Source organism: Spirillospora sp. NPDC047418, assembly GCF_040643275.1.
Taxonomy (GTDB): Bacteria; Actinomycetota; Actinomycetes; order Streptosporangiales; family Streptosporangiaceae; genus Spirillospora.
The window spans coordinates 67,849-80,372 of sequence record NZ_JBEYTW010000002.1; the positions used below are offsets into that span (position 1 = coordinate 67,849).

Annotated in this window: 10 protein-coding genes; 9 read left to right on the top strand and 1 reads right to left on the bottom strand. The window is 71.3% G+C overall.

The genetic code is table 11. From position 1 onward, the window contains the following. Positions 1-12 precede the first annotated feature (12 nt). The gene (locus ABZ806_RS01470; protein ID WP_500214558.1) at positions 13-2,004 is read right to left on the bottom strand and encodes an N-6 DNA methylase; all 1,992 of its coding nucleotides are present in this window, start codon (positions 2,002-2,004) and stop codon (positions 13-15) included. A 233-nt stretch (positions 2,005-2,237) separates the two neighbouring features. Here ABZ806_RS01470 and ABZ806_RS01475 point away from each other — a divergent pair, with 233 nt between their 5' ends. The 9 genes from ABZ806_RS01475 to ABZ806_RS01515 all read left to right on the top strand — a co-directional run bounded on the left by ABZ806_RS01475 (position 2,238) and on the right by ABZ806_RS01515 (position 12,471). After that, entirely contained in the window at positions 2,238-3,125 is an 888-nt protein-coding gene (locus ABZ806_RS01475) for a hypothetical protein (protein ID WP_500214560.1), read from the top strand. 17 nt (positions 3,126-3,142) lie between these two features. Next, positions 3,143-3,853: a DUF4352 domain-containing protein gene (locus tag ABZ806_RS01480; RefSeq protein ID WP_500214561.1), complete on the top strand. Its 711-nt coding sequence runs from the start codon at positions 3,143-3,145 to the stop codon at positions 3,851-3,853. 120 nt (positions 3,854-3,973) lie between these two features. Then, positions 3,974-6,478 carry a hypothetical protein gene (locus ABZ806_RS01485; RefSeq protein WP_500214563.1) on the top strand — a complete coding sequence of 835 codons (2,505 nt, stop codon included), beginning with the start codon at positions 3,974-3,976 and terminating at the stop codon, positions 6,476-6,478. A 97-nt stretch (positions 6,479-6,575) separates the two neighbouring features. After that, complete coding sequence (locus ABZ806_RS01490) at positions 6,576-7,058, top strand: hypothetical protein (protein ID WP_500214564.1); 483 nt, start codon at positions 6,576-6,578, stop codon at positions 7,056-7,058. Positions 7,059-7,462: 404 nt separating this feature from the next. Beyond that, on the top strand, positions 7,463-7,933 hold the full coding sequence (locus ABZ806_RS01495; RefSeq protein WP_500214566.1) for a hypothetical protein: 471 nt from the start codon (positions 7,463-7,465) through the stop codon (positions 7,931-7,933). 2 nt (positions 7,934-7,935) lie between these two features. After that, positions 7,936-9,213 carry a WXG100 family type VII secretion target gene (locus tag ABZ806_RS01500; protein ID WP_500214567.1) on the top strand — a complete coding sequence of 426 codons (1,278 nt, stop codon included), beginning with the start codon at positions 7,936-7,938 and terminating at the stop codon, positions 9,211-9,213. Between the two features lie 131 nt (positions 9,214-9,344). Further along, complete coding sequence (locus ABZ806_RS01505) at positions 9,345-10,412, top strand: S8 family serine peptidase (RefSeq protein WP_500214569.1); 1,068 nt, start codon at positions 9,345-9,347, stop codon at positions 10,410-10,412. 15 nt (positions 10,413-10,427) lie between these two features. Further along, a complete protein-coding gene (locus ABZ806_RS01510) occupies positions 10,428-10,760 on the top strand; it encodes a hypothetical protein (protein ID WP_500214571.1) in 333 nt (110 codons plus the stop codon). Positions 10,761-10,770: 10 nt separating this feature from the next. Next, positions 10,771-12,471, top strand: coding sequence for an alpha/beta hydrolase (locus tag ABZ806_RS01515; RefSeq protein WP_500214573.1), 1,701 nt, complete (start codon positions 10,771-10,773; stop codon positions 12,469-12,471). The last annotated feature ends 53 nt before the right edge of the window (positions 12,472-12,524 follow it).

Consider the following 12,524-nt stretch of genomic DNA (forward strand, 5'->3'; position numbering starts at 1 on the left):
GGCGCGCCGGCCTCAGCCGGACGGGCGCAGGCTGCCCGCGCCGAGCCCCTCCAGGCCGAGGCGCAGGACGTCGGCGCCGAGGCGGTAGGTGTCGCGGAGCGCCGCCTCCAGGTCGGTGAGCCTGCGGAACGCGCGCCCGAGTTCGGCCTGCTCGTCCAGGCCGAGGCGGGGCAGGCGGGCGCGCCGGACGTCGAAGCGGGCGGACGAGGTGGAGCTGCGGAGCCGGGCCCCCTGCGCGCCGAGCAGCAGCCATCCGGCGACGAAATCGGGGTCGGACCGGGACGGTTCCGCGCGGACCAGGGCCAGGCCGGGGCCCAGCACCGGCCCCTCCCCGGTGATGACGCGCGCCACCGGATGGCGGGCGGCGAGCGACACGACGACATCGCCGGCCGCGACGTGGACATGCTCGTCGTCCGGTGCGGCCGTGCCGGTGGGCTCCTCGCCCAGCGCGACGTCGTCCAGGGTCAGGACCGGCACGTTCCCTTCGCCCATCCGCACCTTGGCGGGAGGACGGAGTATCTGCAGCACGCCCGCCTTGGCCAGTTCGCCGACCGTCGTCATGGGGACGTCGGCGCGCGCGCGGGCCTGAGTGAGGGAGGACAGTTCGGCGACCGCCCGCGGAAGTTCCGCGGCCTTCGCCTCCAGGAGTTCGCGGGCGGCGACGAACGAGCCTTCCGCCGTGGGCGCGCTCCGCTGCGGAAGGTAGCGGGCAGGGGTGAGGTCCACCTCGTCGTCCAGCAGATCGATGATGCGTACGACGACGCTCGCGTCCGTCCCGGGGGGCTTGCCCTTCTCGTAACGGCGCCAGGCGTCCAGGGCCGTCTTCCGGAAGTTGCCGGGGTCGGCCGACGTGTCGACCATCAGAACGTCGTCGGCCGGGGTGCCGCCAGGGGACGGACGGCGCAGAACCCACACCGCCAGCGCGACCGCCATGTTCGGCACCGCGCCCGAGGGCAGGCCGATGACGGCACGGAGCGTCCCACGGCGGAGCAACTCGGACCGGACGCGGCGTCCGGAACGACGGTTCGCGACGGCGGGAGGCATGAGAAGGACGACATGCCCCCCTGGCTCGACATGGGCGAGGCCGTGCTGGAGCCACGCCAGCTCCGACTCCATGCGCGGCGGCAGCCCGTACTCCCAGCGCGGGTCGCCGGTCAGCTGCTCGTAGCCCCAGCCGCGGTCGTTGAAGGGCGGGTTGGAGACGACCAGGTCGACCGTCCGCCCGGGGAAGGCGTCGGCCAGCAGGGAGTCGCCCGGGCAGACCTCGGCGGGGGCGCCGCGCAGCGCGAGCTGGATCGCGGACATGCGCGCGGTCGTGTCGTCGATCTCCTGCCCGAGGAGCTGCTCGACGTCCTTGAACACCTCGTCGGCGGCCTTGAGGTAGCTGCCCGTCCCGCACGCGGGGTCGAGGACGGTGCGCGCCGGGCCCCCGAGTTCGAGCATCAGCCGGACGACCGGCTCCGGCGTCAGGTACACGCGGCGGCTGTGGTGCTCCAGGTAGCGGGTGCGCAGGAACTCGAACGTGTCCGCGGCGCCGAGCTCGTCCACGAGCTGGGAGAGGGCGCGGACGAGCGGCACGGCGGACGGCGGTGTCAGGCCGGGGCCCGCCTCCACTCCCCCGGGCAGGGCCCGGACAACCTCGGGCAGCGCGCCGGCGACCTTGTCGTCGGGGGCGTCCGCCAGCTCGTCCCAGCGGGAGGGGTCGGCGCGCAGGTGGAGGAGGAACGCGCCGGCGAAGGTGAGGACGTCGGCGAGGTCCCGGCCCTCGGAGGCCGCCGTGCGCAGGGTCTGCCAGACGCGCTCGCGGACGGGCGAGTCGGACAGCTTCCCCTGGCCGCGCAGCCAGTCCTCCACCTCGGCGAGGGAGAACGTCGGGCTGACCGCCGTCCCGCCGACGGGTTGCGGGAAGTCGTCGTGGCGGCGGCGCCAGTTGCTCACGGCCGCGCGGCCCACCGCCGCGAGGCGGGCGATGTCCGCCGCGGTCACCGTCGCATCGTTCGGCACCAGCGCTCCCTTCAGCCGACGTTCAGGGTCGGCATCACCCTAGTGCCTATCACGGCGGTTGATCTGATTCACGTCTCCACCACCGATAGAGCTCCATCGCACACTTGATCGTATCAGTTTGCATGTTGATTGCGTTCACAGCATGTGATGTGGTTTGCTGTGTACAGCCAACTCCCGGGGCGATGCCGGCAGCGTCGCCCTCTCCCCAGGCCAGAGAGCGGAGGTGACGACCCGTGTACGTCCCGACGATGCCGCTGCGCGAGTTCGACGACGCGCAGGGACGGATGCCTGCGGACCTCGCCGCACGCACCCAGCGGTTACGCGCCTGTGCGACGCGGGCTCCGATGTGCGCGTGCTGCGGAGTCGCCCGCCGGCTGCTGTGGCTGTGCTTCGCCGCCGTCCGGCACGGCGACGACCCGATCGCGGAGATGCTCGCCGGTGAGGCCGAGCACTACGCCGACACTGGGGAGCACCACCCGGACTGCCCGCACCTGCCGCCGCCCCCCGCCCGGGGCCGGACGCCGGTGCAGGGGCGGGTGCCCGGGTGGCCGTCCGGCCCGCTCGTCGCCGCCACCGACGCGAGCTGGAAGCGCGGCACCTGCGGCCTCGGCTACGTCGTCAGCGACGGCCGGTGGGGCATGCGCGGCTGGACGTTCGGCCCGCAGGACCCGACCGGACCCAGCAGGGTCCTGGTCAGCGAACTGCGGGCCGTGGGCCTCCTGCTCGACCGCATCGGGGACGGCGACCGCGCCGGGGACGGCGGCCCGGACCTGACGCTGCTGCTCGACAGCCGGCCGGCGCTGCGCTTCCTGCGGGCGTGGCGGCGCGGCGACACCGGCCTGCTGCCGGACGGCTACGACCTGCGGCCCCGCCGCGGCGCCCCGCCGTCCCTCGTCCGGCTGGCCCGCCGCGTCGCCGGACGTCCCGGACTGGCGTTCGAGCACGTGAAGGGCCATTCCGGCCATCCGCTCAACGAGACCGCGGACTCCCTCGCGTCCATCGCCCGCCGCAACGCCACCGAACCCTTCGACTGCGCCGCCCGCGCCGAGGGCCTCGCCGGCGCCTTCCTGCGCGCATGGCACGAGACCTCCCCCCGAACCCCCGGCGAACTCGCCGCCTGAACCTTCTGGAGAACGACATGAACCCCCATCAGCCGCCCTATGGCCACGGACGGATCCCGCCGCCTCCGCCGCCCCCGCCGCCCATGCCGCCGTTCGCCGTTCCGCCGCCGAGGAAGAACGGGAAGGGATGCCTTTACGCGGTCATCGGCGCCTTCGCGGGACTGTTCCTGATGGGATCGTGCGTCGCGATCGTGGCCAGCGCGTCCGACCCCTCCGCGCCGACGGACTCGCCGTCCCGGGCCGCCGAGACGAAGCCGGCGGAGAAGAAGCCGCTCGGTGGAGAGAAGCCGGCCGCGAAGAAGACGGCCGGCGAGAAGAAGGTCACGAACGGGATAGGCCGCCCCTACCGGGACGGGAAGTTCTCCTTCACCGTCACCAAGGTGAAAAAGGGCGTGAAGAAGGTCGGCAACGAATACTTCGGCGACACCGCTCAGGGCCAGTTCGTCATCATCAGCGTGACCGTCGAGAACATCGGCGACAAGGCCCGGACGTTCACCAACGGCAACCAGACGCTCATCGACACCAAGGGCCGCGAGTTCGATGCCGACCCCGAGGCGTCGCTGTGGACCGACAAGGACAGCAAGTCCTTCCTCCAGCAGATCAACCCCGGCAACTCGGTCAAGGGCCAGCTCATCTACGACGTCCCGCGCGGCACAAAACTGAAGGCCATCGAGATGCACGACTCGATGTGGTCCGGGGGCGTCACCATCCCCCTCGGCAACCGCTGACCCGGGCGGGAACGTGCACGCCACCGTCACCTTCGCCGGCCGCGACGAGATCACCGGCCGCCTCCGCAACCACAACCCCCTGAATTGGTCCTGGCGTGGACCACACCCCGAGGATGTGACTTGTCCGAACTCTCCTGGGCCCTGACGGTTCCTCAGCCGGCCGCATGGGCGATCGCCCATGGCCACCAGACCGTCTACAACCGCCCCTACTCGACGGACCAGCGCGGCTGGATCGCCATCTGCGCGGGCGCGACCATGGACGATGATCTGAGACGGCTGACCGGCCGGCTGACCGGCCGCTCGCCGCAGAGCCTCGACGCCCTGTGCACGGAACGGAACAAGATCGTGGCCGTGGCACGGGTGGCGGACGTCTGCGACGAAGGGTCATGCGATTGCGGGCCCTGGGCCGACAAGCGGCTCGTCCACTGGAAACTGGCGGACGCGGTCCCGCTGCCCGAACCCGTCCCCGCCCCGCACACCCTCGGCCACTGGCGGATGCCCGACCATCTCGCGGAGGCGGTGGAGCGACGATGGCGGCTCGCCGCACACGCCATCGCGGGCGGCGAGGCCGCACCGGCCCCGCCCACCCCGCCCGGGGACTCCCTCGCCCTGCGGGACGAACTGCTGGCGCTCCCCGGGGCCGCCGAGGGATACCGGCACGTGCTCCTTCTCGGCACCACGGGGGCGGGGAAGACGACGGTCGTCCGGCAGTTGCTCGGCACGGACCCGGAGACCGAGCGGTTCCCGTCCACGTCGACCGCGAAGACCACCGTGGCCGACACCGAGATCGTCCTCACGGCGGACGGGCCGTTCCGCGCCGCCGTCACGTTCGCCGGACGCGACGAGATCGCCGACCATCTGCGCGACAACGTCTGGGAGGCGGCGCGGGCGGTCTTCGAGAGCCGTCCCCGGGAGGTGGTCCAGAACCGGCTGCTCGACCACGTCAGCCAGCGCTACCGGTTCAGTTACCTCCTCGGCCGGGCCGCCCTCCCGGACGCCGCGCCGCCAGACGACATCGACGACGAACCGGACGACGATGACGACGAGATGGACGGCGATCCGGCGACCGCACCGGCCGGACCTGCCGGATCGGCCGGATCGGCCGGACCGGCTTCGCGCACGGTGGACCCGCGCACGACGGCACTCGTCCAGAACGCAGTACGCGCCGTCCAGAACGCGGTCGCGACCGAACTGACCGCCGTCCGGCAGGACACGACCGGACCCGGGCACGAGGACCGGCCGCTCGAGGAGTACATCGAGGACGAACTCGAGACGCGCATGCGGCGCTCCGACGTCTGCGCGCGGATCGTCGACGCGTTCCTCAACGACATCGAGGACCGCTTCGCGCTGCTGACGGAGGGCGACCTGCGGCGCGCCCCGGACGGATGGCCGGTGTCCTGGTCCTGGGAGTGCGCCGACCGTGCCGAGTTCCTGCGCGCGGTCACCAGGTTCTCCAGCAACCGGGCGGCGTTCTTCGGCCGGCTCCTGACCCCCCTGGTGAACGGCATCCGGGCGGCGGGGCCGTTCCGGCCGCTCTGGGCGGAGCATGAGCCCCGGCTCGTCCTCATCGACGGAGAGGGGCTGGGGCACACCCCCGGGTCCGTCGCCGAGGTGTCCACTCCCCTGCGCAAGCGCCTGGACGAGGTCGACGCCGTCATGCTCGTCGACAACGCCCAGCAGCCGATGCAGGCGGCACCGGTCGCGGTGATGCGGACGGCGGCGGCCACGGGGAACGGCGAGAAGCTGTTCTTCCTGTTCACCCACTTCGACCTCGTCAAGGGCGACAACCTCGGCTCGTTCCGCGACCGCGAAAGGCACGTCCTCGGCTCGGCCGAGAACGTGCTCGGCGAGATCCGCGAAGAACTCGGGCTGGCGGAACGGATACTGCGCCGCCGCCTGGACGAGGCGCGCTACTTCGTCGGCGGCATCGAGCAGGTCCTCGATCCCGAACGGGTCGACCCGCTCCGGCCGAAGGCGTCCCGGCGCACGATGCGGCAGCTCAACGGGCTCCTCGAAGCGCTCACGAAGGAGGCGGTCCGGGCCGAGACGGGGCCGGCGCGCCCCGTCGACAAAAGCGGGCAGCTGACGGACGCGGTCGCCGAGGCGGCCCGGGCATCCCACACCCGGTGGCGCGGCACCTTCGGGCTCACCCACTCCGCCGAGGCGCCGAAGAAGCACTGGAGCAGCATCAAGGCGCTGACGCGGCGCCTGTCAGAGGGGCACACCGACGAGTACAAGGACCTGCGTCCCGCGGCGAGCCTGCGGACGGCACTGGAATACGCGGTCTACCGGGTGGTCCAGCGCCCCGTCCGATGGACCGGGGCCGAGCCGGACGCCGATGAGCAGGAGGTCATCGTCGGGGACATTTCCAGTGCCGTCACGAAGCGGGTCGCCATGCTGGTCGACCATATGATCACAGTGGATCCCCGGCCGGACTGGACGCGCGCCTACAGGGAACACGGAAAGGGCTCTACATTCCGCCGGGCGGACATCATCAGTGCGGAAGTCTACGAAAAGGCAGTGCCCCCGCCGCTCTCCGCGGAGCCCTACGAGAACTGGTTCTCACGAACGGTACTGACGATTTTCGAGGACGTCGCCGCAGAACTCGATTTCATCCTGGAATGAGCTGATGCCGCGCGCTCTCGGTACGTCGTACACCCACCTCACCTTGACTCTGGAGTCCACGTTGCGTCGACTTGCTGCCCTACTCCCCCTTCTACTCGTGTCGTCCCTCACCGCGTGCGGGGACGGCGACCCCGCCTCCGCCACGGCGCCGTCGAGTGCGCCGCCGGCCGCGTCACCTGCGCGGCCGGCCGCGCAGCCGAAGACCGAGGCCGCCGTCCGGACGGCCGCGCAAGACGAGTTCGACGCCTATGCCGCCGGCGAGTACGGCGAGGCGTGGGACCTGTGGACGGCAGCGGGCCGGCGCATGATCTCCCGCGCGGACTACGAGAAGCTCCACGAGTTGTGCCCGTCCGCGACCGGCCTGCGGTTCACGATCGAGAAGGTCAGGGTCTCCGGGGACACCGCGACCGTCCGGGTCTCCCGTTCCATCGCCGTGTTCTCCTACAAGTTCCTCTACGAGCAGGGGCAATGGCGGTTCGTCCCGGACAAGGCCGCGGTCGCCGACTACCGGTACGCGCGCAAGGCCGGCATCGCCAAACTCGCGGCCCGCGAAAAGGCCGAAGGCCTTTGCACCGGCTGAGCCACGAACGATCCGCGACGGCCCGTCCTCCTTTGGGGGCCGGGCCGTCCCGCCCGCCCTTGCCGCTCCCCATCGTCGGCCACCCGCCGGCCGACCGGTGCTGGCTGCCCCGCGCTGGCTGCCCCGTGCCGGCCGCCCGCCCGGACGAGCCGAAATCCCCAATACGCCATGGGCCCAATGCCGCAAACCGGGGGACTCGGAACGAGACGGCCGAGTCGGAGGGGGCGCTACCTGCACAAAACGGATCTCGACAGGATCTATGCGTCGATACCTTCAAAAGCCTCACTAACTACCGGCGGCAGAACTGCAGCTCAATGCTTTGACGAATGGTGTTCCATGGTGAAAGATGTCTGGTCAAGTCCCCGCGCTTCCGCTACTTCCTCGTTCCCTCCATGGAGGTACTTGTGCCGCCGACACGTTCGGGGCTGCCACCAGACGCGCGCGCCTGGCCCGGACTCGAAAGCACGGGGCCCGACCTTGTCGTCGGTGACCTGACATCGCTCGCGCGGCGGCTGGAGAGCCGGCTGGAGACCATGATCTCCGCGGCCACGGCGCACCTGAGCGCCGCAGGTTCCGCACCGGCCTCGGCGTTCGGACGCTGGGACGCCGCCGTCCAGCTGGCCGGTACCGCGTCCACCGCCCACGCCGCGATCAGCGACCACCACCTGCGGTTCATCCACTCGATGCAGGCCGTGGTCAAGAAGCTGTACGCGACGGCGAACGTCTACGACAAGCACGAGGCCGCGATCGAGGCGAAGATCCGCGAACTCGACCGGCTGCTGAGCGGGGCGCCGCCGTCCGTCCCGACCGCCGGCGAGCGTCCGAGCACCGCCGTGCCCGGCCCCGGGCCGACCTGGCCGGAGGCGGGCCGGTAACGATGACCGAGCACCAGAGTTCCTCGCTCCGCGGCGGCATCCCGTCCGGATCGCCCGCCTCGTACACGTCCAAGGAAGAGATCACGTCGCTGCTCCGCGGCACCGCCCCCGCGGCGGTGACCGCCTCCGGCCAGAGCTACGTGGACCTTGCGAACGCCTACGACCAGGCGATGACGGACCTGCGCAAGTTCGCTCATGACCTCGCGGACGCGTGGAAGGGACCGGCGTCCAATGCCGCCCAACACCAACTGAGGGACCTTTTCGCCGCCGCGTTCGAGATCTCCTCCCGATCGTCGGAGGTCGGCAACGCCGTCAAGACCCACGGGACGAGCTACCTGGCCTGGTACCAGCAGAGCATGCCGACTCCGAAGACCGTCGACGAGGCGCGCCAGTGGATGCAGGGCGCCAACGCCCGCGCCACGCAGACCTGGAACGCCATCCCCGCCGACATCTCCACCGGCCTGCCGGAGACCCGCCCCACGGAATCGGACTACGGCTCTCCCGTGAGGGCCGGCGGACCAACCGGCGAAAGGTCGAGCACCGTTCCCGGTGCTCCCGGCCATGAGCGCAGTGGGCGCGTATCCGGATCAGCGGGCTCCCAGGAGACGGGTAGCGGCGCCCACGGCTCCGCCGCTGGTCCAGGCTGGGTTCTCGGTGGCGCGGACATCGGCGGGTCGCCGGGCATCGGTGGCGCGCAGCAGTTCGACGGCCCGGACGGCACCGACCTGGCCAGCCTCGGGACGTCCGGCGGCGCCGGCGGCCTGCCGGGCTCCGGCCCGTCCGGCGGGGGCGGCCCCGGCGGCGGGCTCGGTGCGGGCGGCGGTCCGGCCGGGTCCGGTCTCCCCGGAGGCGTCGCCGGGGGCGGAGGTGGTGTTTCCGGCGGGGCGACAGGTGTGGGCCCAGGGCTCCTGCCCGGCGCCGGCGGTCCTGGAGCGGCACCCGCGCGCGGCGCGACGGGCGGGACGGCGCCGGCAGGCCGTCCAGGCGCACCGGGCGTGGGAATTCCCGGCGGTTCAGGGCGCGGAGGAGACGGCTCCAGGGAGCACAACCGGAGAACGTGGCTCGCCGAGCAGGACATCTGGTACGACGATCGAGAGGTCGCGCCGGAGGTCATAGGCGAAGTGGCGTCCAAGCCCCCCGAACCCGAGAAGGCCTCCGATGACGAGCCGACCGAGCAAGAGGCCCTGCTGCGCAGGGTCCTCGCCCGGCTGGAGCGGTTGGAGTCGCGCGACACCGCCACCCCGGCCGCCGATGAGCGGCGAATCGAGTGGACGGATTGACTCCCCCGGCATGGAGCCGGCGCGTCTGCGCGGGCGCGGTGGCGCTCGTGACGGCCTGGACCGCCATGACATCACCCGCATCGGCCGCGCCGCGCCCGAGAAGCGACGAGTGGTGGTTCCACGCTTGGTCGGTGCAGGGCACGGTGTGGCCGCTGAGCAGGGGCGCCGGAGTCACGGTCGGCCTGATCGACACCGGCACCGACGCGAACCTCCCGGAGCTTTCCGGAGCCGTCCTGCCCGGTCTGGACACGACCGGCGGGAAGACCGCGGGGCAGGTCGACTCCGACGGCCACGGGCACGGGACGTCGATGGCGGCCCTGATCGCGGGACGCGGCGGCGGGACGACCGGCTACGTCGGCCTGGCTCCGGAGGCGAAGATCCTTCCGGTACGGATCAACACCGGCCAGGACAAGGGCGGCGACGCCACCGAGATAGCGGACGGAATCCGCTTCGCGGTCGATCATGGCGCGAAGGTCGTCAACATGTCGTTCGGCGAACGCTCCGCCGGGTGCCCCGCCAGACTGCTGACCGCCATCGGCTACGCGATCGAGCATGATGTCGTGCTGGTCGCGTCCGCCGGCAACGCCGAGAAAGGCGCGGGGGCGGCCGAACTGCCGGCGAGATGTCCGGGAGTGGTCGCGGTGGGCGCGGTGACCAAGGCGACGAAGCCGTGGTCCAAGACCAAGGCCCAGAACTACGTGACGGTCTCGGCGCCCGGTGCGCAGATGGGGCTCGTGGGCAAGGACGGCACCTACTACCCCGACTCCGCGGGAACCAGCGGGGCGGCCGCCCTGACGTCGGCGGCGGTGGCCCTGATCCGGTCCCGGAATCCCGGCATGTCCGGACGGACGGTCGTGCAGCGGATCCTCGCCACCGCCATGCCGGTCGGCGACAGGGAATGGGACCCGCGAACCGGCTACGGAGTGATTCTCGTCCGCGGCGCAATGGACCCCGCCAAGTATCCGGTTCCGCCCGGCGCGCCCAATCCCGTCTACGAGGCGTTCGACCGGTGGAAGGCGTCCACGTACCGAGCGCCGTCCCGGCAACCGGTGGCGGCGGCGAACCCCGAAAGGGACTCCGGCGGAATTGCGGTGTCGACGATCGTCGCCGGAGCGGCGGGCGCAAGCCTGGTCGTCGCCGGGCTGGCCGCCGCACTTCTCATCGTGAGCCGCCGGCGAAGAGTCGGCCGCAGGGCCTGAACAGGAAGGGATCCGGTGACCGAGACTCGGAGGTTCGACCCTGCGCATCTGCGGAAGACGGGCACGTCGGCGGACGCCCTGGGCGACCACGTCCAGAAGTCGCTGAAGAAGCTGGAGCACGCCCAGCAGGGTGTCGCGGCCGGCGCGGACGGTTTCGCGTTCGCGGGCGCACTGGCGAAAGTCGTCCAGTCCTGGGACGAAAGACTCGGCGCGCTGCGCGGCGAATGCTGGTCGATCGCCGAAACGTTCCGGACGAACGCCGGCAACGACGAGGCGACGGAGCAGGGGCTCGTCGCCGGGATGAACAAGAACTTCAACGAGCTGCTCAATTTCAAGGCGGGCGGCTGACGTGGTGTCGATGGAGCAGCTCCAGAAGCTGGACCTGGGGCCCGTGAAGGCCGCCGGTGACGGCTGGGGCGGATTGATGGACGACCTGGAGGCCGGGCGGGACACCGCCGACCGCCGGTTGCTTGCGCCTCTGCACGGCGCGTGGCAGGGAAAGGACGCGGAGGCGGCTTTCCAGCGCCTGACCCGGCTGAGCCGGAACTTCGAATACGGGATGGCCGAGTCGGGGGACGTCCGGACACTGCTGGCCTCGATGTCCGCGGAACTCGGCGTCCAGCAGAAATCCCTGCGGCAGGCCCTCGCCGAAGCGGCCCGACTCGGCTTCACCGTCAGCGCCGACGGTCGGGTCGGTTATCCGGCTTCGCCGCCCATGCGGCGCGGCGGCACCGCCACCGGCACCGGCGGCCTGGCCCTCGGCGGCCAAGGCGGTGACAACCGGGCCCGGGCGCAGACGATCGCCGACCAGATCCGCCGCGCGGTGACGCAGGCGACCGCGATCGACGAGAGGTACGCGGCGGCGCTGGCGAAACTCGCCACCACCTCCGACCTCCGGGTGACGGCGAGGACGTGGCTGGACGCCCGCAACGACGGGCGGCTCGTGGCCGGGCTCGCCGACTCCGGCCTCAGGCTCCGCATCCCGGACGGCAAGGACCCGAAGAAGACGGCGGAATGGTGGCGCGGCCTCACCCCGGAGCAGCGCCAGGAGTACATCACCACGCATCCGGACAGGATTGGCGCGCTGGACGGCCTTCCCTCCGATGTCCGCGACCAGGCGAACCGCCTCGTCCTCCACGAAACGCACGCGGACGTCCAGCAACGCCTGACCGCCATGGGAAAGCCGCCCGAGCAGTTCCTCAGCGGCCCGACCGGACCGGTGACCAACCCGCTCTACCAGATCTGGAAGGACGAGCACGACAAGCTCGCGGGGCAGCTGAAAGGCATGGACGCCATCCAGACCAACCTGGACATGGCCGGCCAGAGGAACCTACCCGAGGGCTACCTGCTGGAATTCGACACGCGCGGCAACGGCCACGCCATCGTCGCCAGGGGCAACCCCGACACCGCCGCCCACACCGCCGTCTACGTCCCCGGCACCTATGCGGACCTCGCCGGAATAGGCACCGGCCTGAATCGCGGAAATGATTTGTGGCTGACGTCGCATCAGATGAACCAGGGCGAGTCCGTGTCCACGGTCACCTGGCTCGGATACGACGCTCCTCAGAGCATTCCGCTCGAAGCTCCGTTCCGGCACTACGCGGACGAAGGAGCACCTCTGCTGAACCAGTTCGTCGACGGGACGCGCACCGCCCACCAGGGCGGCGCCACCCATATGACGATGATCGGCCACAGTTACGGGAGCACCGTCATCGGCTCCGCCGCGCTCCACGGACATCTCGACACCGACGACATCATCTTCGCGGGAAGTCCGGGTGTCGAAGCGGGCCGCGCGGCGGACCTCGGGATCGGGGACGACCATGTTTACACCGATCGAGCCCCCGGTGACCCCGTCCCCTACGGGGGAAACCACACGGAGCTACCCGGACGGTTCCTGGGAATGGCCTCGGTGCCCGGCAATCCCGGGTTCGGCGGCAGGCGGCTGGATTACGGCCTGCGAACAGAAGGGTTCAACCCCGCGGCGGCGCACACGTCCTACTTCGACGAGAACTCGACCAGCCTCAGGAACATGGCCAAGGTGGTCACGGGGACACAATGAGGAACAGGCTGCCGAAAGGTCGTCGAGCCCATTTGGCCAGGGTGATGCTGGCC

Bases quoted from the DNA above. Each gene is read 5' to 3' on its own strand.
- ABZ806_RS01500 (WP_500214567.1), top strand. From the start codon at position 7,936: ATGACCGAGCACCAGAGTTCCTCGCTCCGCGGCGGCATCCCGTCCGGA.
- ABZ806_RS01515 (WP_500214573.1), top strand. From the start codon at position 10,771: ATGGAGCAGCTCCAGAAGCTGGACCTGGGGCCCGTGAAGGCCGCCGGT.
- ABZ806_RS01480 (WP_500214561.1), top strand. From the start codon at position 3,143: ATGAACCCCCATCAGCCGCCCTATGGCCACGGACGGATCCCGCCGCCT.